Origin of the sequence: Collimonas humicola (assembly GCF_018304945.1) — a bacterium.
GTDB classification, from domain to species: Bacteria; Pseudomonadota; Gammaproteobacteria; order Burkholderiales; family Burkholderiaceae_D; genus Collimonas; species Collimonas humicola.
Window position 1 is genome coordinate 293,943 of the sequence record NZ_JAGQEE010000002.1, and the last position, 21,528, is coordinate 315,470.

The window sequence follows — 21,528 nt, forward strand, 5'->3', positions numbered from 1 at the left end:
GATGCGAGTACTTATCCTTGGCAGCGGCGTGGTGGGCGTCACCAGTGCTTATTACCTGGCGCGCGCCGGTCATGAAGTGACCGTGATCGACCGCCTGCCGGGCCCGGCGCAGGAAACCAGCTTCGCCAACGCCGGCCAGATCTCGCCCGGCTATGCTTCGCCGTGGGCCGCGCCCGGCATCCCGCTGAAGGCCCTGAAGTGGATGCTGCAGGAGCATGCGCCGCTCTCCATCACTCCCGACGGCACCCTGTTCCAGCTGCGCTGGATGTGGCAGATGCTGCGCAACTGCAGTTCGGCCCGCTACGCCGTCAACAAGGAACGCATGGTGCGCCTGGCGGAATACAGCCGCGACTGCTTCAAGGTCTTGCGCGCCGATACCAACATCGCCTATGAAGGCCGCCAGCTCGGCACCATGCAGGTGTTCCGCAGCCGGCAGCAGCTGGACGACGCAGCCAAGGATATCGAAGTATTGAAAGAAACCGGCGTGCCGTTCGAACTGCTGACGCCGGACCAGCTGGCGCAGGCCGAGCCGGCGCTGGAAGCGGTCAAGCACAAGCTGAGCGGCGCCTTGCGCCTGCCCAACGATGAAACCGGCGATTGCCAGATGTTCACCACCAAACTGGCGAAAATGGCCGAGGACCTGGGCGTGCGCTTCCGCTACAACGTGCAGATCGATGCGCTGACCTTGTCCAACGGCGAAATCGCCGGCGTCCAGTGCGGCTCCGAGCACCTGCAGGCGGATAGCTACGTGGTGGCGCTGGGCGCCTACTCCACCGGCTTCCTCGGTTCGCTGGTGGATATCCCGGTGTATCCGCTGAAAGGCTATTCGATCACGGTGCCGATTGTCGATGCCGAAGCGGCGCCGGTCTCCACCATCCTCGATGAAACCTACAAGATCGCCATCACCCGTTTCGACGACCGCATCCGGGTCGGCGGCATGGCTGAAATCGTCGGCTTCAACAAGACGCTCAAGCCGAAACGCCGCGCCACGCTGGAGATGGTGGTCAACGACCTGTTCCCGGGCGCCGGCAATACCGCCGCCGCCAGCTTCTGGACCGGCTTGCGGCCGATGACGCCGGACGGCACGCCGATCGTCGGCGCCACCCATATCCGCAACCTGTTCCTCAATACCGGCCATGGCACGCTAGGCTGGACCATGTCCTGCGGCTCGGCCCAGCTGCTGTCGGACCTGATTTCCGGCAAGCGGCCGGCGATCGCCGCGGATGACCTGGCGGTCGGCCGCTACAGCAAGGACTTCGGACAAACGGCGCATCCCGCCTATGCCTGAGACGCCCCAGGCCGGCGTGCAGCAAATGTGATCCACACAGTTTTTTGAGCGATTTTTGAGCGAGACCCGATGAACCCACAAGCAGCACATGCCGGCGCAATCCTCACAGTCGACCTGGATGCGGTGCGCAGCAACTACCGCCTGCTCAGGCAGCAGGCCGGCAAGGCCGCCTGCGCCGCTGCCGTCAAGGCCAATGCCTACGGCCTGGGCGCCGACAAGGTCGGACCGGCGCTGGCGGCGGAAGGCTGCCGCCATTTCTTCGTGGCGCATCTGGATGAAGGCATCGCACTGCGTCCGCACCTGCCCGCCACCGCCGAGATTTTCGTCCTGCATGGCGCGCCGCCCGGCACTGAGCGTGAACTGATCGCCCACGGCCTGACCCCGGTGCTCAACAGCCTGCAGCAGATCGCAGCCTGGCATGCGCTGGCGCAAACCCTGCAGCGGCCGCTGCCGGCCATTTTCCAGGTCGACACAGGCATGTCGCGCATGGGCTTGCCGGCGGCAGAAGCGGAAGCCTGGCTGGCCAATCCTGCCTTCATGAAAAGCATCCCGCCGCTGTTCCTGATGAGCCACCTGGCCTGCGCCGAGCATCAAGGCCACGAGATGAACGCCAGCCAGCTGGCGCGCTTCAAGGCCTGGCGCCAGCGCCTGCCGCAGGTCGCCGCCAGCCTGGCCAATTCTTCCGGCATCTTTCTCGGCCCCGACTATCAGTTCGACCTGGTGCGTCCGGGCGCGGCGCTGTACGGCATCGCGCCGGTGGCCGGCGCCGCCAATCCCCTGCAGCCGGTCGTGGCGCTGCATGGCCGCATCATCCAGAGCCGCACCATCCAGCGCGGCGACCACGTCGGCTACGGCATCAGCTATAGCGCCACCGAGGAACGGCAGATCGCCACCGTCGGCGTCGGCTATGCCGACGGCTGGCTGCGCAGCATGAGCAACCGCGGCATCGCCTTCATCGACGGCCAGCCGGCGCCGATGGTCGGCACGGTCTCCATGGATTCGATCACCATCGATGTCACCGGCATCGCCGCCGAGCGCGTGCAGGCCGGGGCGCTGGTGGAGCTGATCGGTCCGCATCGCGCGGTGGACGACGTGGCGCGGCTGGCCGGCAGCATCGGCTATGAAATCCTGACCGGCCTCGGGCGCCGCTATTACCGGGAATACATCGGCAGCTGACATGGCCCGCAGCGCGGGCAGAAAATCTGCCCGCACGTTTTCCCTCTCATGGCGCCAAAGTCGTAGAATCAACTACTTCTGTCACTTTCCCCTTCGCCGCCATGACTAACACAGCGTTATCCGCAGAGCTCGCCAGCTGGATCGACAGCCACTTTGACGAAGAAGTCGGGTTCCTGCAAAAGATCGTCCGCATCCCCACCGACACCCCGCCCGGCAACAACGCGCCGCACGCCGATGCGGTGGCCGAGCTGATCGCGGCCTGGGGCTGGCAGGCAGAGAAGCACCCGGTGCCGGCCGCCACCGTCAAGGACTACGGCATGGAGAGCATCACCAACCTGATCGTCCGCCGCCGATATGCCGGCGCCGGTCCGACGCTGGCGTTGAACGCCCATGGCGACGTAGTGCCGCCGGGCGAAGGCTGGAGCAAGCAGCCGTATGGCGGCGAGATCGAAAACGGCCGCATCTACGGCCGCGCCACCACGGTCTCCAAAGGCGACTTCGCCACCTATATTTTCGCGGTGCGGGCGCTGGAAGCGCTGGGCGTGCCGCTCAAGGGCGCGCTGGAACTGCACTTCACCTACGACGAAGAATTCGGCGGCTTGCTCGGGCCGGCCTGGCTGCTCGAAAACCAGTTGACCAAGCCCGACCTGGTGATCGGTCCCGGCTTCAGCTACAACGTCGTCACTGCCCATAACGCTTGCCTGCAGTTTGAAGTCACGGTGCATGGCAAGGCTACCCACGGCTCGATGCCGGAAACCGGCCATGACGCCCTGCAGGCCGCCACCAAGGTGCTGCAGGCGATCTACGCCAAGCTGCCCGAGCTGAAAAAAATCAGTTCGGCGATTCCCGGCATCACCCATCCCACCATGATCGTCGGCCGCATCGACGGCGGCACCAACACCAATGTGGTGCCGGGCAAAGTGGTGCTGAAGATGGACCGCCGCATGATTCCTGAAGAAGATCCGGCCGCGGTCGAGGCCGAGGTGCGGGCCATGATCGCCGCCGCGGTCGACGGCTTGCCCGGCATCCGGGTCGAGATCAAGCGCCTGCTGCTGGCGCGCGCGCTGCGTCCCCTGCCGGGCCACGAAAAACTGCTGGCCAGCGTGCAGGCCAATGCGCTGGCGGTGCTGGGCGAAGCGATCCCGGCCAATGGATCGGCGCTCTACACCGACGCCAGGCTGTACGGCGAGCATGGGATTCCGGTCGTGCTGTACGGCGCCGGCCCGCGCACCCTGATGGAATCCAACGCCAAGCAAGCCGATGAAAACCTGGCGCTGGATGACTTGCGCAAGGCCACCAAGGTGATCGCCATGACGCTGCTGGATTTCCTGGCAGCGTAAACCGCTATTTGCTGGCGGCTGCGGAAAACGGCCGCCGGCGCCTCACGCCGGGGAGCGGCCGGCAGAAATCCCGAGGTTCCTGTAACATAAGCATTCGCTTGCGCGCACAAAGCATTTTTTCGCAACCGCCCGGCAGTTCCTGCCAGCGCATTCCACCCGCTTCAAATATTTAACCCGGCGCCGGCAACTGGCGCAACCCTAAGCATTCCATGACAAACACAACCGCAACTTCAGCACCGGAGAGATTGCTCCCGGGCTGGCTCTTATTGCTTGGCGCATTGACCGCCATCGGCTCGCTCTCCATCGACATGTATCTGCCGAGCTTCCCTACCATCGCGCAACAGTTCGGGGTCGGCAGCAACCTGGTGCAGCTGACCCTGGCCGCCTTCCTGGTCGGGCTGGCGGTCGGCCAGATGTTCTACGGACCATTGAGCGACCGCTTCGGCCGCAAGCCGCCGCTGTATGTCGGCATGACCTTGTACCTGCTGGGTTCGCTGGCTTGCATGGTGTCGCAGGACGTGACGGCGCTGATACTGTTCCGCTTCCTGCAAGGCCTGGGCGGCTGCGCCGGCATGGTGATCGGCCGCGCAGTGATCCGCGACCGTCTCGGCACCACCGGCGCCGCCAGGGCCTTCTCGCTGATGATGCTGGTGATGGGCCTGGCGCCTATCCTGGCGCCGCTGATCGGCGGCGCCGTGCTCAAGCTGTGGGGCTGGCGCGTGATCTTCGGCGGCCTGGCCGGCTTCGGCCTGTTCTGCCTGCTGGCGATCCACTACACCATGCAGGAAACGCTGGACCGCCACAAGGCCGAACCGCTGCACCTGGGGCGCACCCTGAAGCAATACGGCCGCCTGCTGCTGGACCGCCAGTTCGTCGCCTATAGCCTGGTCGGCGGCCTGATCCAGGGCGGCATGTTTGCCTACATCACCGGTTCTTCCTTCGTGCTGATCGAACTGCACGGCATCAAGCCCGAGCATTTCGGTTTCGTCTTCGGCACCAATGCCTTCGGCCTGATCGCCGCATCGCAGGTCAACGCCCGCCTGGTCGGGCGCTACTCGCTCGACGCCATCCTCGGCCGCGCGCTGTGGATACCCGCCATGCTGAGCCTGAGCGTGGCGCTGCTGGTAGCCTGCGGCGTCAACAGCCTGCCGGTGCTGCTGATCGGCTTCTTCGGCTTCCTCGCCAGCTACGGCTTCATCAGCCCGAACGCATCCGCCATCGCCTTGTCGCAGCAGGGCAAGCAGGCCGGCGTGGCGTCGGCGCTGATGGGCACCCTGCAGTTCGCGCTCGGCATCACTTCCGGCATCAGCATGAGCCTGTGGCATGACGGCACGGCATTGCCGCTGATGGTAGTGATGGCGATCTGCGGCGTCGGCGGCTTGCTGCTGCACCGCTTCGCCGCACGGCCGGAGCATCAGCGTCTGTTGCGCAGCAAACCTCATGCCTGAACAAGGAATCGATGCATGAATCTGATCCGTAAAAAAAGAGGCAACGGCCGTAATTGCGCCGTTGCCTCAACCCGCGGAGATCCGGCAAGACCTCTACGCCCGGTTACACCGCGCTGATCCCGATGACAATCGCCGACTCCGGCGGCAGCGGCGGCAGCGGCAATCCGAAGTCGCGCAAGGTGGCGCCGGACAGTATCAGCTGGCCATCCGTCAAGGCTTGCAAGAGTTCAGTCTGGCGCGTGTAGTGCGGCGCATGCGGCACGTCGAATGCGCGCAGGCGATAGCTGCGGTCCGGGTCAAGGCTGGCAAGATGCAACGGCGCCATGTAGCGCGTGACGTCTTCGCGGCGCCGATAAACGGCGCACAGGGCGGCGCTCTGATCGACAGCGGTGACATGCAGCCACGACAAGGCGCCGTCATCCGCCCCGCCCTGCCGCAAGCTGCCGCCATGCGCCAGGCCGCGCCATTCCTTGTACAGGGAAATCCAGCGGCAAAGCTCGGCTTTTTCAGCCGCATCCAGCGTCCTGACATCCAGTTCCAGCCCGAGATGGCCAAACATTGCGACCGCGGCGCGAAATGCCATGTCATGCCGCCGGCCCGTGGTGTGGGAAACCGCCGGTCCTATGTGCGCGCCCATTACCTCGGGCGGGAAGAAACGCAGGAAGCCGCGCTGGATAGCGATGCGAGCCAGGGCGTCATTGCAGTCGCTGGTCCAGACCCGGTGCGTATGCGCCAGCAAGCCGTAGTCGGCGCGTCCGCCGCCCGAGGCGCAGCTTTCGATCTCGACCGCCGGATGGGCGCGGCGCAGGTCGCCCAGCAAGCGGTAAAGCGCCTGCACCTGGCGGTGATACGCAGCGCGGCCATGGTGCCCGGCGGCAGCCAGATCTCGGTTCATGTCCCATTTCAGATAGGCGATCGGATAAGTCCGCAGCAAGCCGTCAAGTTTGCCGAAAATATATTCCGTCACTTGTGCGTTCGCGAAATCGAGCACCAGCTGGTTGCGGCCGGTCACCAACGCGCGCCCCTCCAGCTGCAGCGCCCAATCCGGATGGGCGCGGAACAAGTCGCTGTCGGGATTGACCATTTCCGGCTCAACCCACAAGCCGAACTGCATGCCGAGCTTGCGCACATGGTCGATGAGCGGCGTCAATCCCTGCGGATATTTGCGCGCATCCGGCCACCAGTCGCCAAGTCCTGCCCTGTCGTTGTCGCGGCGCTGAAACCAGCCGTCATCCAGCACGAAACGTTCGACGCCGACTTCCGCTCCGGCACTGGCCAGCGCCTTCAGGCCATCCAGGTCGTGATCGCAATACACGGCTTCCCAGGTGTTCAGATGCACCGGCCTGGGAGCCATGCGCTGCCCCGGCCAGCTCAGCACGCGTTGCCGCACGAAGCGATGAAAATTGGCGCTAAGGCCATTCAATCCCAGTGCGCTGAAAGAAAGATAGGCGGTCGGCGTGCGATAGCGCTCGCCGGGGGCCAGCAGCACCTCTCCCGCAGCCAGCCATTCCCCCATCTGCAGCTGGCGGCGGCCATCGTTAAGCGGTTCGATCAGCACGGTGTGGTTGCCGCTCCAGCCCAGATGCGCACCGAGCGTCCAGCCTGCGTCGTCGGCCAATCCGCTGCCGACAATCACGCCCGGGAAAGCATCGTGAGAAGTGCGTCCGCGCCGGCTGTCGCGGCGCCAGGCGGCAATCCCTAAGGTCTCGCGCATTTCCTGGAACTCCAGGGTCCAGCGCCCGGCAAAACCCAGCACCTGGTCGGCCTCTGGCGGCAGCGGCACACAGGCGGCAGCCAGCCAGTCGAGCCGGAACGGCGTGGCGCCGCGATTTTCCAGTTCGCTCCAGATGCTGACCACGTCGCTATCGGGATCCACCGCGTAACTGACGATAAGGCCAAGCCCGGCCGTCCGGTCGCTCAAGCCAAGTTGCAAAGCATGCTGTCCTTGTTCCACCTGATCGAGGACAAAACTCTGCGCCCAGTCGAGGTCGCCGATGCTGCCAGGCCGGCTTCCCGCTAATGCCGGCTGATTGAACCAGCCGAAGCCATGGGTCGGCAGCACGCTCAGCGCCGGATCGTTATCCAGCAGCGTCGGCGGATGCGGCCGCGCGCTCGCCGCCGGCCAAGCGCCGCCGGCGACATGGCTCCTGGCGCCGAAGTGACGCCAGGCAGGAGGCGCGCCGGCAACCTGTTCGAGCACCATGCTCAAGTCGCGGCCGCTCAAGTGCATCAATTTTGATTCAGTCATTCTTGCTACCTTCGCCTATCCTTTGGTTGCGCCCATCGTCAAGCCGGCGATGAAGTGCTTTTGCATGAGAAAAAAGACCAGTACCGGCGGCAGCGCAGCAATGATCGAACCCGCCGAGACCAGGTTCCATTGCGCCACCCACTGGCCATTGAGGGACTTCAGCCCCGCCGTCACCGGCATGGCGTGGTCGCCCTGTATCAGCACCGTCGCCCAGAAATAATCGTTCCAGACGAAAGTGAAGATCAGCACCGAGACGGCGGCAATTGCCGGCTTCACCAGCGGCAATACGATTTTCCAGAAAACCTCGAATTCGGAAGCGCCTTCAATGCGCGCGGCGTCAATCAGTTCGTAAGGCAGTTCCCGAATGAAGTTGCGCATGAAGAAGGTGCAGAATCCGGCCTGGAAAGCGGTATGGAACAGCACCAGGCCGAGTATCGAGTCATACAGGCCCAGCCGCAGGCTGAGGTCGCGCACCGGCACCATCAGGATTTGAAACGGCACGAAATTGCCGCCGACGAACAGAAAAAACACCAGCAGGTTCAAGCGGAAACGGTAGATTCCGAGGGCGAATCCGGACAGGCAGCTCAGCGCCACCGCGCCGGCGACAACCGGTACCGTGATCAGGATGCTGTTGAGGATATAGCGGGTCAGCGGCGTGTTGCTGAACACCGCCCGATAGTTCTCTCCCATCTGCCACTGGCTTGGCAGCCCCCAATAATTTCCGATATTGATGTCGGCCGGGCCGCGCACCGAGGTCAGCGCCACGGCGACCAGGGGCAGCAGCCAGACCAGCAGCGCCAGCACCAGGCACATGCGATACAGCCACTGGAACGGCTGGCTGCTTCTTTCGATTGGTGCAGGGAACATCAGCCATGCTCCTTTTCCTGCTTGTATATCCGGACCAGCACCATGCTGATATAGACCAGCATGATCAGGAACAGCACCGTGGCGATAGCCGCGCCGTAACCCATGCGATAGCCGTATTCGCTCAGCGCCTCTTCATACATGTAATAGGCAAGGACGCGAGACGAGCCGTACGGGCCGCCCTGGGTCATGATGGAAACCATGTCGAAGCTGCGCAAGGCGCCGACGATCGTGACCACCACCGCAATGAAGGTGGCCGCGCGCAATTGCGGCAGGACGACCTTGATCAGCATCTGCCAGCCGCTGGCGCCTTCCAGCCGCGCCGCCTCGATCAAATCGGGCCGCAAGTTGTTGAGGCCGGTCAGGTAGAGGATCATGCAGTAGGCGATCTGCGGGTACAGGCCGGCGGCCACGATGCCGTAAGTGACGAATCTTTCGTCGGACAGCACCGCGACCGGCGAAATGCCGAAAAAATGCAGCATATGGAACAGCAGGCCGTTGCTGGGATCGTAGAACCAGCTGAACACCAGCCCGATCACCACCTGCGAAATCACAAACGGAAAGAAGAACAGCGCCTTGACCAGCCGGATTCCAAACACCGCCTGATTCAGGAACAGCGCCATCAGGAGTCCCGCCGGGAGCGCCAGCAGGAAGCCGAACAGCCAGATAAGGTTGTTCTTCAACGATAGCCAGAAATCCGGATCGTCATACAGTTCGATGTAGTTATGCAATCCTATATAGCGAGCCTGGCTCAGGCCATCCCAGGCATACAGGCTAAGGGAAATGGTCTGGAAAATCGGCGCAATCACATACACGGTAAACAAGATCAGTGCCGGCGCCAGAAACAGCCATGGCGCGATCAGCCGCTGATGACACTGCCAGAAAGATATCCGGGCTGCCGGCGCGACGGTCGCCGCAACAAGGTTTCTTTGAGTTGCTGTCAACATAAAAGTTGTCCTGAGAAGCTGTTCAGGGAAAATGCCTGAATCACGCCGGGAAATGGATTGAGAGCAGCAGCTGCAGCTGCTGCCGCCGCAGTTCTTATTTGTAGACGCTTTGGCGCACCTGCTCCAGACGCTCCAATACCTTCTGGCGGGACTCCGGCTTCAGCATGTAGTGCTGGAAGCCGTCCATGCCTGCCTTGGCCATTTCCGCCGGCGCGTCACGGTCGTAATACTGCGACAGGTCGCTGGTATTCTTGAGCAGGTCAAAGCCGGCCTTCAGGTAGGGATCGACCGGCTCGCTGGCTTTGACGTTGACCGGCAGTTCTTCCAGTATCTGGCTGACCTTGCCCTGCACGTCGGGACGCGACATGTACGTCAGCAGACGTCGTGCATCTGCCTTGTTCTTTGCCTGCGCCGGGATATGCACCGATTCGATCGGCGCCTCTTCCGCCATCGCCAGGCCTGGCGTGATTGCCGGGAACTGCATGAAGCCCAGATTGCTTTCGGTCAGGCCTGCAGCTTTCATCGGGGCTACTGCAAAATTGCCCATGAGGTACATGGCGGCCTCGCCTTTGACCATGGCCGGCACCGCCTCTTCCCAGGTATATGAGGCGTGGTTCGGCAAGAAATAACCAGGCTTGACCAGCTCGTCCCAGCGATCGAACACAGCGCTCACACGCTTGTCGGTATAGGGCACCTTGCCGTTGGTGAGATCCATATGGAATTGATAGCCGTTGGTGCGCAAGTCGAGATAATCGAACCAGGCAGCCGTGGTCCAGGTCTGCTTGGTGCCGATGGCAAACGGCGTGACGCCGTTCTGCTTGAGCTTGGCGCTGGCAGCCAGCAGCTCTTTCCAGGTCTTGGGCGCAGCAATGTTCAGTTTCGCAAAAATGTCCTTGCGATAGTAGATGCCCCATTGGTAATACAGATAGGGGATGCCCCATTTCCTGCCGTTGATGGTCATCGCCGCAACAGCTGGCTTGAGCGCTTCATCCAGGCCTTGCCGGGTCCACAGGTCAGAGACGTCTTCGAACAAGCCAGCGTCGACGAACGGCGCCATGCGGTGCCCCGGATACCAGTTGACCACGTCCGGCGGATTGGCCGTGAGGAAATTGCGGATCGAGGTCTTGTAGCCCTCATGATCGAAGGTATTGAGTTTCACCTCGACATCGGCATTTTCCGCCTTGAAGCCTTTGATGATGGCGTCCAGCGCAGCCTTGGCGGCCGGATCGGATGCGTCGGAATTGATGACCAGCGTCCCCGCGCTGGCGGACAAGGCCATTGCCGAAAACAACAGCGGCAATAATTTCACTAGCAATGTCGAGCGTGCTTTCATTACAGTCTCCTTTTTATTTTTTTGATTCATCGCGTCAGGTCGACGCAGTTTTTTGGAAGGTCTCCCCTTCCGCCTCCATTCGCCCGGACCAGCGGCGTCTTGCTATGCGGCGAGCGGCGCCAGTCTGTCGCTAGCTTCAACGCGGCGTGGCAGCGCTTCACCCTCGGCATCGAAGAGATGCATGGCTGAGCGCGGCAGCGACAGCGGGATCCGTTGACCCGGATCGGCGTGCGTGTTGCCGGGCGCCTTGACGATCCAGGGTGCTTGCTCGTCGCCGCTGCGCAGGTACAGATAAGTCGCATCTCCCAGCCGCTCCTGCCATTGCACTTCGCGCACCAGGTGCTGCGTGCCGTTGCCGGCGCTGGCGTCCTCGGGGCGGATGCCAAGCGTCACCGGCGAACCAACCGGCAAACGGCGCGCATCGACCTGCGCTTCCAGCAGCTCTCCCGCCGCGAGCTGCACCCGCGCCAGTCTCTCGCTGGCAGCGATCAGCCTGGCGGGAATGAAATTCATCTTGGGCGAACCGATAAAGCCAGCCACAAACAGATTTTTAGGGTGGTGATACAGTTCCAGCGGAGCGCCGCATTGGGCGACGCTGCCGGAGCGCGCCAGCGCGCTGCCCGAATTCAGCAGCACGATGCGGTCGGCCAGGGTCATCGCCTCGACCTGGTCGTGCGTGACATAGACGGTAGACGCCCTGCCGATTTCGCGGTGTATCTTGGCAATCTCGTAGCGTGTCTGCACCCGCAAAACCGCATCCAGGTTGGACAGCGGCTCGTCGAACAAAAATACGCCCGGTTCGCGCACGATGGCGCGGCCGATTGCCACGCGCTGGCGCTGGCCGCCGGACAACGCCTTGGGAAGCCGCGCCAGCAGATGTTCCAGCTGCAGAATGCGGGCGGCGCTGATGACTTTTCCCTGCACCACGGCTTTGTCGACCTTCGCCAGGGTCAAGCCGAACGCCATGTTTTCGTACACCGTCATGTGCGGAAACAAGGCGTAGCTCTGGAACACCATCGCCACGCCGCGCCGCGCTGCCGGCACATCATTCATCAGGCAATCGTCGATCAGCAACTCGCCGCTGCCGATCTCTTCGAGGCCGGCGATCATCCGCAGCAGCGTGGATTTGCCGCAGCCGGAAGCGCCCACGAATACGCAGAACTCTCCTTGCGCAATGTGCAGGTCCACATTGCGAACGACCGGATCGTGCTTGCCATAGGCTTTGGACACGCCCTTCAGGGTGATGCTTGCCATTATTTTGTCTCCTCATGTGCTGCCTGGTGCGCTGCGCGTCGGGCGCATGTCATTATCGATAACTGGCCAGAGGCGGCGCCGGCGCCAGGGCAAGCATTTGCCACGGCGCCAGCGCCCAAAGGCCTTATCGGATTTCTTTGGTAATGCGCTTCCGGTTACTGGCTGGCAGTCACCAGCATTCTGGTCACGGTATAGTTGGGATCGTTGGGGTACAGATAGATGCCGCCCTTGTCGCCATTGCAGGTGTAGGTCCGGCTGTTGCCGTCCCAGACCAGGTTGTAGGTATTGGCCTGTGTGGAATTGTTTGCGTAGGTAGTCAGCACATTGCAGTGGCTGCCGTAATTCAATTTGAAACGCGGGAGCCAGTACAGCCCGGTGCCGTCTTGCTGCGCTGACGGATCCTTCGCGTAATCCAGCGTGATGGCCGGCCTGCCGGTGGCGGCATCCAAGGCCTGGGTGACCCCTACATGCACGGTGTAGTTGCTGGTATGAATCGGGATATTGCTGACCTTGATGTAGTCCCCGTTCTTGAATGCGGATGGAAGATTGTTGGCAAGCGTGACCAGCTTGTTGTTGGGCGCATCGAAATCGACTCCGAGCACTTTTGTGATGACGTCCGATATCAGCGCAAAGCTGACCTCGGGATAAGCGTTGCCATTATCAAACACCTGCCGTGCAGCCAATCTGGTCAGCCACTTCCAGGCGGTATCGAGCATGCCCGCATTATAGAAAGCGGTAGGCAAATAAGTGTGCGATTCGACGCCGGGCGAGTTGAGGCCGTAATTTGGATTCTGGCTGGCTGCGGCTTGATAGAGGCTTTCGGCGTTGCTGTCGACGTAGTTCGCCTGCGCCGCCAGGTTGCCGGCATCGGTGATGATCCCTTTGTACAAGGGGAACAGGTTCGGTTCTTCTGCGTAGTGGTCGTAATAGCTCAGCGTATTGTAGTTCGCGCTTGAATATGCCGTGCTTGTCACGCCGGTGAGTGCGACTGCAAAATGGCCGCTGCCGTTGACGTTGCTCCAGTGCGAATTGAAGTTCGACGAAAGCGTATTGAACTTCGCAGTCATATTCGTGGCGTCGCTGGCCGCTTTCAGCGCCGGGTAGTTCGATACGTTCCGATAGTAGGCGATTTCGCTGGCCGCCATGTCGCCGCCGAGAACGATGGCCGTGGTCGACGGCACCCCGGCGTTGCCGACGAATTCATTGTAGGTGGCTGCCTCGCCGTGATCCAGCCGTGCCATCCTGAAACCGTCGGCGTTGATATATTTATTGCTCTCGGTGTTTGAAAAACCGTTGTTGATGTTGTTGATGTAGTTCGTGAAATCGGCGCCGAGATAGCGCTGGTCGGCCGTGAGGCGATACATGTTGGCGATATTCTCGCCGATTTCGAACGGCGCCGGCGACTCGTCGTTTTGTTCATACTGCTTGCCGTTGGCGCCAATCGCCCAGTACGGCGCGTTGACGATGTCGGTGTGATAGAGCGTGGCGAAATGGTCGGCCATTTGATAGTTCTGCTCATACATGCCGAGAAAATATGCCCCGGTTGCATAGTGCACGTAGTCTCTTGAATAGTAGGCGCAGCGATTGGGAATCGAGGCCAGGTACCCCGGCTGCAGCGTCGACTGGCTGCACCTGGCATCCGTGCTCGGCCATCCCAGTGCGACGAAATGCGGATAGTTGGCGCTCGTAAAATCCAGCGACCGTGCTTCTGCCACTGCCTGGTTGAAACCGGTCGCCAGCCCCGCCGCGGCACTGCTCGAACTCGCTGTCAGCTCCTGGGAAGCCGCGCCGCCGCCATAGAGAAGGCCGCCGATCGCCAGCGCGATCAACATGCTTTTTTTCTGAAACCTCGCACGGCCTCGCAACTGCAGGTCCGTCGCTACGCTGATGCCGTGGCACGTCTCCATGGCGCGGTTTTTCTTCAATTTCCTTAAGCCTTTGTTCATTATTCCGTCTCCTTTTCTTGAGGGAAAATCTTATAAATAAGCAGGGAACACAGCTGATGCAGTGGAAGTCGTGCGTATGACGAAATGCGATGCTGGCCGCCTCGCCTGATCCACCTTCAGCGAGACGACTTTGATGCCTGGTTAAGCAAAGATGCGCTGCTGCGCACCGTAGGTGGGCGCTCTGCGGTGCGCGTCAATCTTTACCGCTGCCGCAGGAGCGTCGCACAATCAATGGCGCGGCATCCCGCACATAGGCCTTGTCGAGCGGCTCGCCGGCGATCGCTTGCAGCAAGATGGACGCCGCATCGCTGCCGTCCTTGTACGGTTCCGTGCGCATCGTGGTCAGCGGCGGCGCCGCGAAGGCTGCCAGCGGAATATCGTCGTAGCCGACGATCGCCACATCCTCGGGAATCCGCAAGCCGGCATCGCGCAAGGCTGCCATTGCGCCGAATGCGATCGTGTCGTTGCCGGCAAACAGCGCGGTCATGCCCGGCGCCCGCGACAGCATGCTGCGCATGGCGTCATACCCGCTTTGCGCGCTGTAGTTGCCATACGCGATCCATGCCGGGTTGATGTCCGCGCCATGCGCCTGCATGGCGTCGTGGAAGCCGCGCAGGCGTTCGCGCGGAATCTGATTTTCGTCCGACGCATAACCGAGATGGGCGATCTGCCGGTGCCCGAGCGCCAGCAGATGGCTGGTGGCGCGGCGCGCGGCGTCGCGGTTATCGGCATCAATGCTGCAGACGCCCTGGTGGGCAGGCAGGTTCGAGCCGAACACCACCAGCGGGAATGCATTGCCAGCCAGTTCGCACAGATAGGCATCGTCGATGCCGCGCGGATTGAGGACGATCAGCCCGTCGACGCGCCGGCTGTCGACCAGGTCCGCAAATGCGCCTGGCCGGCTGCTTTCTTCAACCGGCTCAAACAGCACTTTGTATCCGCTGGCATGGCATGTCAGGTTGATGCCGGCCAGAAATCGCGGCAGGTAGGCGTCGATGTCGATGTTGATGTGGTCGCGATGCGGCATGACCAGCGCGACCGTCTTGGTTGCGCCGCTGGCCAGCGAACGGGCAATGGCGTTTGCGACGTAGCCTAGCTGCCTGGCGGCGGTCAATACGCGCTCGCGGGTCTCCTGGCTGATGCCCATGCCCGGCACATCGTTGAGAACGAAGGAAACCGTCGTACGCGATACGCCTGCGAGCTTTGCCACCTGATTACTGGTTACGTTACTCATGATTTCCGCTTTTGTCTTTTATCACTAACACGTGTTAGTAATGCTTTAAAAAAAAGGACTTTCTCAATGTCCGCGATTATTAATGCACCAATGGCAATTGCTTCAAATTCCGCTCTTCAGCGACATCTTGATCCTTACTAACTTGCTTTAGATATTAGGGACTCCAATCGGCCCCGTCAAGTTTTTTTAATGCCGATACGCAAGAATTTGCGCAAACTGTTCCGTGCCTGTCGGCAGCTGTCCCGACCGCGCACAGCCGCGCGTCATTTCCAGCAGCCGTGAAAAGCCGATCCTTGCCCCTCTGCTGCAACCGTATTTTTGCGCTGGAATTCGGGATCATCGCTTATTGCGTAAAATGCCATATGCCGTCCGCTCACAGCGCGTCACAGACAGGCGCCAATAAAACAATCCGACGCCGCTCCTCACTCTAGATCGATCACACCATGCAAGCAGGAATGCTCTACGCCATCGCCTCCTACGTCCTGTGGGGCCTGTTCCCGATTTATTTCAAGGCGCTGGAGGCGGAGGTTCCGCCGGTCGATATCGTCGCCCACCGCGTCCTCTGGTCCTTCCTGTTCCTGATGATCGTGCTGACCGTGCGCAAGCAATGGGCCTGGGTCGGGCCGATGCTGCGCCAGCCGCGCGTGATCGGCGGCTTCGTCGCCAGCGCCCTGCTGCTGACCGCCAACTGGACCACTTACATCTGGGCGGTCAACAATAATCACATCGTCGAAGCCAGCCTGGGTTATTTCATCAACCCGATGGTCAGCGTCGCGCTCGGCCTGGTGTTCCTGCACGAACGGCCGCGGCCGCTGCAATGGCTGGCGATCGCCATCGCTGCCGCGGCGGTGCTGTGGCTGACCTGGCAAGCCGGACATCCGCCCTGGATCGCCCTGACGCTGGCCCTGACCTTCGGCGGCTACGGCTTGCTGCGCAAGACCGCCAGCCTCGGCGCGCTGCCCGGCCTGGCGCTGGAAACCGCGCTGGTGCTGCCGCTGGCGCTGGCCTTCCTGGGCTATACCTCGCTGCAGGGCCACAACACTTTCAGCAGCGCCTCCACCTCCACCAAATGGCTGCTGGCGGCGGCCGGGCCGATCACCTCGATTCCCTTGCTGATGTTCGCCGCCGGCGCCCGCCGCATTCCCTTGTCGCTGGTCGGCGTGCTGCAATACATCACGCCTTCGCTGCAATTGCTGTTCGGCGTCTGGCTGTACGGCGAGCAGCTGGACGGCGACCGCCTCAACGGTTTTATCGTCATCTGGTGCGCTTTGGCGCTGTATTCGGCCGAGGGACTGTGGCGAACGTTTAAAATACGCCCAGGCGCGTCGGCCTGAAGGTTGAAGCTTAACAACTCGTCAACCCGGCACGCATAAGTTATTCTTGGCAGTTGCGGCTCGTTATCAAGGGCCGCCCTATTCACCGCATTACTTTTAATATCACTGCTCCTCATGGCTCAATACGTCTACACAATGAACAAGGTCGGCAAGATCGTGCCGCCCAAACGCCAGATCCTGAAAGATATTTCGCTGTCGTTCTTCCCCGGCGCCAAGATCGGCGTGCTGGGCCTGAACGGTTCCGGCAAGTCGACCCTGCTGAAAATCATGGCCGGCATCGACAAGGACATCCAGGGTGAAGCAGTCCCTATGCCGGGCCTGAACATCGGCTACCTGCCGCAGGAACCGCAGCTCGATCCGGAGCAGACCGTGCGCCAGGCCGTCGAAGGCGGACTGGGCGAAGCGTTTGAAGCGCAAGCCAAGCTGGATGCGGTGTATGCCGCCTATGCCGATGAAAATGCCGACTTCGACGCGCTGGCAGCCGAACAGGCGCGCCTGGAAGACATCCTGGCCACCGCCGGCGACGGCAACCTGGACCTGCAGCTGGAAATGGCCGCCGACGCCCTGCGCCTGCCGCCATGGGACGCCAAGATCGGCATCCTCTCCGGCGGTGAAAAGCGCCGCGTGGCGCTGTGCCGCTTGCTGCTGTCGAAACCCGACATGCTGCTGCTGGACGAACCGACCAACCATCTGGACGCCGAATCGGTCGAATGGCTGGAGCAGTTCCTGCAACGCTTCCCGGGCACCGTGGTCGGCATCACCCATGATCGCTACTTCCTCGACAACGCCGCCGAATGGATCCTGGAACTGGACCGTGGCCACGGCATCCCGTGGAAGGGCAACTACAGCTCCTGGCTGGAGCAAAAGGGCGATCGCCTGAAACAGGAAGAAGCAACCGAATCGTCGCGCCAGAAAACCATCGCCAAGGAACTGGAATGGGTGCGCCAGAATCCGAAAGGCCGCCAGGCTAAGAGCAAGGCGCGCCTGGCCCGTTTCAATGAACTGAGCGAACACGAGTACCAGAAGCGCAACGAGACCCAGGAAATCTTCATCCCGGTCGCTGAGCGCCTGGGCAATGAAGTGATCGAATTCAAGAATGTGTCGAAATCGTTCGGCGACCGCATGCTGATCGACAACCTCAGCTTCCGCATCCCTGCCGGCGCCATCGTCGGCATCATCGGCCCTAACGGCGCCGGTAAATCGACCCTGTTCAAGATGATCACCGGCAAGGAACAGCCGGACAGCGGCGAAGTAGCGATCGGCACCACCGCCCGCGTCTCCATCGTCGACCAGTCGCGCGACTCGCTGGCGGACCAGAAAACCGTGTTCGAAGACGTCTCCGGCGGCGCCGACATCCTCACCGTCGGCCGCTTTGAAATGCCGTCGCGCGCCTACCTGGGACGCTTCAACTTCAAGGGCGGCGACCAGCAAAAGATCGTCGGCAACCTGTCCGGCGGCGAACGCGGCCGGCTGCACCTGGCCAAGACCCTGCTACAGGGCGGCAACGTGCTGCTGCTGGATGAACCGTCCAACGACCTTGACGTGGAAACTCTGCGCGCGCTGGAAGACGCCTTGCTGGAATTCGCCGGCAGCGTGATGGTGATCAGCCATGACCGCTGGTTCCTGGACCGTATCGCCACGCACATCCTGGCCTTCGAAGGCGAATCGCAAGTGTCGTTCTTCGACGGCAACTACCAGGAATACGAAGCCGACAAGCGCAAGCGCCTGGGTGAAGAAGGCGCCAAGCCCAAGCGCATCCGCTACAAGCCTGTGACGCGCTGACAGATGTAAAACAAAAAGGGGAAGCACGATGTGCCTCCCCTTTATTTTTTATCCCGGCGTTGAAGTCAGATGTGCTGCCAGGCCAGGATGCCCAGCGCCACGCTGACTCCCGCTGCGCCGTAGGCTACCTTCTTCAGCCACTCCTTGCGCGTCAGCAGCGTGATCGCCGCCAGCGAAATGGCGATCTGGATCGCCATCATCGCCTGCGCCCAGCGGTGATGCTGGTGCAAGACCTGCTCCGATTTCTCATCCCAGGCGCTGGCCTCTTCTTCCAGCGCTTGCGCCTTCTTTTGCACCACTTCTTTTTCGCCCTTGTAGCGCTGCGCCTCGGCTGCGTAGTGCGCCGCATCGACGCCCGGAATATGAGTCGCCAGTTCGGCCAGGTTCTGCCGGCTGGATTTGGCCTGGTAGTAATTCCACTGATTGGACGCTTCGGTTTTCTTGATGGCGGCGTTGTTCTTGTTCATCGCCGCTTCGCTTTCGGTGGAACCGGCCTGGTAGCTGAACATGGCCCCGATGGTCGCCATGATGGCGGTCATCACGGCGATCTTGCCGGCGAAATTGTCGCCGCTGCCGTGGGCGTGCTCGGTGACGTGTTCCAGGTGGTGTTCGTGCGGGCTGGGGACTTCGAATTCTTCGGACATGGTTAGGCGATGATTAAGTGTGGAAGACAAATTTAATTTACATTATGCAATATTAAGGCCGCTAGAAATTCTACTTTAAGCAAATATCGATTGCCCCAGCAAATAAAATCGCGCGTTTCCTCCTGAAACAACGCCCCTGCGCCGCCGATCACGGGCCAGAAGCACCGCGCAGCAACTGATCAAGCAGCCTGGAAGCGCCCGATGCACATACCGATCCGGGACTCTAGTTTGCCGGATTGGCCCGATATTCCCGCTTTGTAAAATTGCTATTGGGATAGAATTCATAGCCGATTGCTATCGAAACAGATGATTTTTAGTCGTCATCGATGGCGTGAATTTCCGGCAGGCGGCTAGCCCAAGAGTATCAGTATCGTTCTCGCAATATGACAAATAATAAAAAATCCCTGCTGGTTTTTTTCGTCTTGCTCTTGTTTACCCTGGCTTTTTGGTGGCCAACGCTGATCGGCGGCAAGAGCCTGATTCACGGCGATTCGATCATCCATGGCTTGCCGCTGTTCGATTTTCATTCCCGGTTCCTGCATGGCGGCGATACGCCGCTATGGACCGATAAGGTCTACGGCGGCCATCCGCTGTTTGCGGAAGGACAAGGCGGTTTTGCCAGTCCGCTCAATATCCTGCTGGCCTGGCTGCTGCCGCCGGTCATCGGCGCCAATATCTTCCATCTGGCATGCATGCTGATAGCCGCCAGCGGCGTCTTCGTGCTGTGCCGGATCCTGGAGCGCAGCGTCTGGTCGGCCGGCTTTGCCGCGCTGGCGCTGGCCTTTTCCACGGCCTGGCTGCTGGAGCAGAATAACCTGACGATTTCCGGCACGCTGGCCTGGGTTCCCTGGGCTCTGGCGGCGACGGAAGCCTGGCTGAAGAAGCCGGTTGTCAAACATGCGGTGCTGCTGGCGATGGCGGCGGCGATGATGATCCTGGCAGGCTATCCTCAGCTAGTGCACGCGACTGTGCTGTACGCGGTATTTTCTTTGCTGCCCATGCCGTTTTGCACAGACGGCAAAAACTTTTGGCAAGCCCGGCGACGTCAACTGATGGCGACGGCAATGCTTGCGGCATTGCTGTTCCTGGGGCTCTCCGCAGTGCAATTGCTGCCTCTGCTTGAGCTTGTATCTTTATCGCACCGCAGCGCTGGCGTGGGACTGTATTTTGAGTTCTTGCCGATGGCGATACTGCGCGGCTTGTTATATGCCCCCGACCAGCTGGCGCTGGCGCGCGACAAGCTCGACCAGATTCCCGGCGTGGGCAGCTTGCTGGTCTGCATGCTGGCGTCGCTGTTCCCGCTGTTCAGGTCGTCATGGCGCGCAAAAGGATATTTGCTTGCGGTGCTCATATTGATCCAGCTTGGCGCGGGCAAAACATCGCCCCTGTTCCGCATTGTGTACGACTGGCATCTGGTGCCCGGTTTGCATTTCTTCAGGACCACGCAGTCCTACCTGGAAGTTGCCGGCGTCGGGATTGCTGTCCTGGCTGCCTTCGCCATCGACGGCTTGGGCAGTTATGCGCAGCCGGCCGCCGCAACGTGGCGGCGTAACTGGCGTGCATGGGTCCTTGCGGCTATCTTCGCGGCGGCATGGAGCATCCTGATCGCCATCAGTTTCGACAGGACGATACAGTGGCAGCACCTGGCCATCGCCGCCGCGGCATCGATTGCCAGCCTCATCCTGGTTGCCTGCGGCAAGGCAGGCCGCATCCCGTTGCTGATGTTTTTGCTGCTGGCGCTGGAGTGTTTTGCGCTACGCTTGCACCTGATCCATTTCGGCGATATCTCTCTGCTGCAACGGCCGGCAACCCTGACGGCATTGGCGCAGCGTTATCCGATCCAGGACACAAAATTCATCAACCGTAGCCTGGCTATTTCCTATGCCTTGCGCAACTCTCACGTCGCTGGCCTGGATAACAATGCAGAACGCGCATTGTCCTCGAATGCCGCGCTCAGCAACTTGCGCTGGGATACGCCGTCGGAAGACGGCGCGCTGGCCTTGCCCTTGCGCGGCAGGGCTCTGCTGATCCCGGTGTTTGACGATGAAATGGAGGGCCGCGCCAAAACAAGGCCTGGCCAGCGCGCCATCGATCTGCTCGGCGTCCGTTTCATTTCCGCCGACCGGCAATTGACTGCGCCCGGCTTCCAGGTGGCGGTGCACGACGAGCGCCTGGATATGTGGATCATGGAAAACACCGCCGCGCAGCCGCTGTTCCAGACCTTTACCCGCTATCGCCCGGTGCGCTCGGACGACGAGGCGCTGCAGCTGCTGCAAACGCCGCGCCAGCCGGAATTGCTTATCGAAGCAGCCGAGGGGCAGGCGCTGCCGCCCTTCTCGAACGCCGGCAACAAGCCAGATGCTATCCGTGTCAAGGTCCTGGCCAAGCAGCCAACCTTTTATGCGGTCGATGTGGACGCTAGCGAAGCGGGCTGGCTGTTCCTGACGGACGCCAATTATCCGGGCTGGCGCGCCACCGTGGATGGCCAGGCGACGCCGGTATTCAGCGCCCAGCTGCTGGGCAAGGCAGTGGCGATTCCGGCAGGCAGGCACAAGGTTGAATTCCGCTTCTCTTCGCCGACCTTCCGCTACGGCTTGTGGTTATCATTGCTGACGCTGCTGATTGCGGCAGGATTGGTGGTCCGGCAATTCCTGGCGCAGCGTCGATCCCAAGATAAATGAATACCGACT

15 protein-coding genes are annotated in these 21,528 nt (G+C 61.5%); 7 read left to right on the forward strand and 8 right to left on the reverse strand.

Annotation, left to right across the window (positions count from 1 at the left end; translation table 11 throughout):
* The first annotated feature begins 1 nt into the window (after window position 1).
* The 4 genes from KHU30_RS10065 (at window position 2) to KHU30_RS10080 (ending at window position 5,252) form a co-directional block, all read left to right on the forward strand.
* On the forward strand, window positions 2-1,288 hold the full coding sequence (locus KHU30_RS10065; protein WP_211442517.1) for a D-amino acid dehydrogenase: 1,287 nt from the start codon (window positions 2-4) through the stop codon (window positions 1,286-1,288).
* 69 nt (window positions 1,289-1,357) lie between these two features.
* Window positions 1,358-2,464, forward strand: a complete 1,107-nt coding sequence (gene alr / locus KHU30_RS10070) for an alanine racemase (protein WP_211442518.1) — start codon at window positions 1,358-1,360, stop codon at window positions 2,462-2,464.
* Window positions 2,465-2,565: 101 nt separating this feature from the next.
* Window positions 2,566-3,804 carry an ArgE/DapE family deacylase gene (locus tag KHU30_RS10075; RefSeq protein WP_211442519.1) on the forward strand — a complete coding sequence of 413 codons (1,239 nt, stop codon included), beginning with the start codon at window positions 2,566-2,568 and terminating at the stop codon, window positions 3,802-3,804.
* Window positions 3,805-4,013: 209 nt separating this feature from the next.
* The gene (locus KHU30_RS10080) at window positions 4,014-5,252 is read left to right on the forward strand and encodes a Bcr/CflA family multidrug efflux MFS transporter (RefSeq protein WP_211442520.1); all 1,239 of its coding nucleotides are present in this window, start codon (window positions 4,014-4,016) and stop codon (window positions 5,250-5,252) included.
* A gap of 103 nt (window positions 5,253-5,355) precedes the next feature.
* Here the strand turns inward: KHU30_RS10080 and KHU30_RS10085 are convergent, their stop codons facing one another.
* The 7 genes from KHU30_RS10085 to KHU30_RS10115 all read right to left on the reverse strand — a co-directional run bounded on the left by KHU30_RS10085 (window position 5,356) and on the right by KHU30_RS10115 (window position 15,078).
* Window positions 5,356-7,500: an alpha-galactosidase gene (locus tag KHU30_RS10085; protein ID WP_211442521.1), complete on the reverse strand. Its 2,145-nt coding sequence runs from the start codon at window positions 7,498-7,500 to the stop codon at window positions 5,356-5,358.
* Window positions 7,501-7,515: 15 nt separating this feature from the next.
* Window positions 7,516-8,367: a carbohydrate ABC transporter permease gene (locus tag KHU30_RS10090; protein ID WP_211442522.1), complete on the reverse strand. Its 852-nt coding sequence runs from the start codon at window positions 8,365-8,367 to the stop codon at window positions 7,516-7,518.
* Window positions 8,367-9,227: a carbohydrate ABC transporter permease gene (locus KHU30_RS10095; RefSeq protein WP_407928062.1), complete on the reverse strand. Its 861-nt coding sequence runs from the start codon at window positions 9,225-9,227 to the stop codon at window positions 8,367-8,369. The genes KHU30_RS10090 and KHU30_RS10095 overlap by 1 nt, the downstream gene beginning before the upstream one ends.
* A gap of 178 nt (window positions 9,228-9,405) precedes the next feature.
* Window positions 9,406-10,644 carry an ABC transporter substrate-binding protein gene (locus KHU30_RS10100; RefSeq protein WP_230411126.1) on the reverse strand — a complete coding sequence of 413 codons (1,239 nt, stop codon included), beginning with the start codon at window positions 10,642-10,644 and terminating at the stop codon, window positions 9,406-9,408.
* A gap of 102 nt (window positions 10,645-10,746) precedes the next feature.
* On the reverse strand, window positions 10,747-11,898 hold the full coding sequence (locus KHU30_RS10105) for an ABC transporter ATP-binding protein (RefSeq protein WP_211442525.1): 1,152 nt from the start codon (window positions 11,896-11,898) through the stop codon (window positions 10,747-10,749).
* A gap of 155 nt (window positions 11,899-12,053) precedes the next feature.
* Window positions 12,054-13,730: a hypothetical protein gene (locus KHU30_RS10110; RefSeq protein WP_211442526.1), complete on the reverse strand. Its 1,677-nt coding sequence runs from the start codon at window positions 13,728-13,730 to the stop codon at window positions 12,054-12,056.
* A 307-nt stretch (window positions 13,731-14,037) separates the two neighbouring features.
* Window positions 14,038-15,078, reverse strand: coding sequence for a LacI family DNA-binding transcriptional regulator (locus KHU30_RS10115; RefSeq protein ID WP_211442527.1), 1,041 nt, complete (start codon window positions 15,076-15,078; stop codon window positions 14,038-14,040).
* A 443-nt stretch (window positions 15,079-15,521) separates the two neighbouring features.
* On the opposite strand from KHU30_RS10115, the gene rarD reads away from it, so the two are divergent.
* On the forward strand, window positions 15,522-16,412 hold the full coding sequence (gene rarD / locus KHU30_RS10120) for an EamA family transporter RarD (protein ID WP_211442528.1): 891 nt from the start codon (window positions 15,522-15,524) through the stop codon (window positions 16,410-16,412).
* A 114-nt stretch (window positions 16,413-16,526) separates the two neighbouring features.
* Complete coding sequence (gene ettA / locus KHU30_RS10125) at window positions 16,527-18,194, forward strand: energy-dependent translational throttle protein EttA (RefSeq protein WP_211442529.1); 1,668 nt, start codon at window positions 16,527-16,529, stop codon at window positions 18,192-18,194.
* A 65-nt stretch (window positions 18,195-18,259) separates the two neighbouring features.
* Here ettA and KHU30_RS10130 read toward each other — a convergent pair whose 3' ends face one another.
* Window positions 18,260-18,838 carry a DUF4337 domain-containing protein gene (locus KHU30_RS10130; protein ID WP_211442530.1) on the reverse strand — a complete coding sequence of 193 codons (579 nt, stop codon included), beginning with the start codon at window positions 18,836-18,838 and terminating at the stop codon, window positions 18,260-18,262.
* A gap of 383 nt (window positions 18,839-19,221) precedes the next feature.
* Here KHU30_RS10130 and KHU30_RS10135 point away from each other — a divergent pair, with 383 nt between their 5' ends.
* On the forward strand, window positions 19,222-21,519 hold the full coding sequence (locus tag KHU30_RS10135) for a YfhO family protein (protein WP_211442531.1): 2,298 nt from the start codon (window positions 19,222-19,224) through the stop codon (window positions 21,517-21,519).
* The last annotated feature ends 9 nt before the right edge of the window (window positions 21,520-21,528 follow it).

Coding starts and splice junctions, on each gene's coding strand:
- KHU30_RS10065 (WP_211442517.1), top strand. CDS start 2: ATGCGAGTACTTATCCTTGGCAGCGGCGTGGTGGGCGTCACCAGTGCT.
- alr (WP_211442518.1), top strand. CDS start 1,358: ATGAACCCACAAGCAGCACATGCCGGCGCAATCCTCACAGTCGACCTG.
- KHU30_RS10075 (WP_211442519.1), top strand. CDS start 2,566: ATGACTAACACAGCGTTATCCGCAGAGCTCGCCAGCTGGATCGACAGC.
- KHU30_RS10080 (WP_211442520.1), top strand. CDS start 4,014: ATGACAAACACAACCGCAACTTCAGCACCGGAGAGATTGCTCCCGGGC.
- KHU30_RS10085 (WP_211442521.1), bottom strand. CDS start 7,500: ATGACTGAATCAAAATTGATGCACTTGAGCGGCCGCGACTTGAGCATG.
- KHU30_RS10090 (WP_211442522.1), bottom strand. CDS start 8,367: ATGTTCCCTGCACCAATCGAAAGAAGCAGCCAGCCGTTCCAGTGGCTG.
- KHU30_RS10100 (WP_230411126.1), bottom strand. CDS start 10,644: ATGAAAGCACGCTCGACATTGCTAGTGAAATTATTGCCGCTGTTGTTT.
- KHU30_RS10105 (WP_211442525.1), bottom strand. CDS start 11,898: ATGGCAAGCATCACCCTGAAGGGCGTGTCCAAAGCCTATGGCAAGCAC.
- KHU30_RS10110 (WP_211442526.1), bottom strand. CDS start 13,730: ATGTTGATCGCGCTGGCGATCGGCGGCCTTCTCTATGGCGGCGGCGCG.
- KHU30_RS10115 (WP_211442527.1), bottom strand. CDS start 15,078: ATGAGTAACGTAACCAGTAATCAGGTGGCAAAGCTCGCAGGCGTATCG.
- rarD (WP_211442528.1), top strand. CDS start 15,522: ATGCAAGCAGGAATGCTCTACGCCATCGCCTCCTACGTCCTGTGGGGC.
- ettA (WP_211442529.1), top strand. CDS start 16,527: ATGGCTCAATACGTCTACACAATGAACAAGGTCGGCAAGATCGTGCCG.
- KHU30_RS10130 (WP_211442530.1), bottom strand. CDS start 18,838: ATGTCCGAAGAATTCGAAGTCCCCAGCCCGCACGAACACCACCTGGAA.
- KHU30_RS10135 (WP_211442531.1), top strand. CDS start 19,222: ATGACAAATAATAAAAAATCCCTGCTGGTTTTTTTCGTCTTGCTCTTG.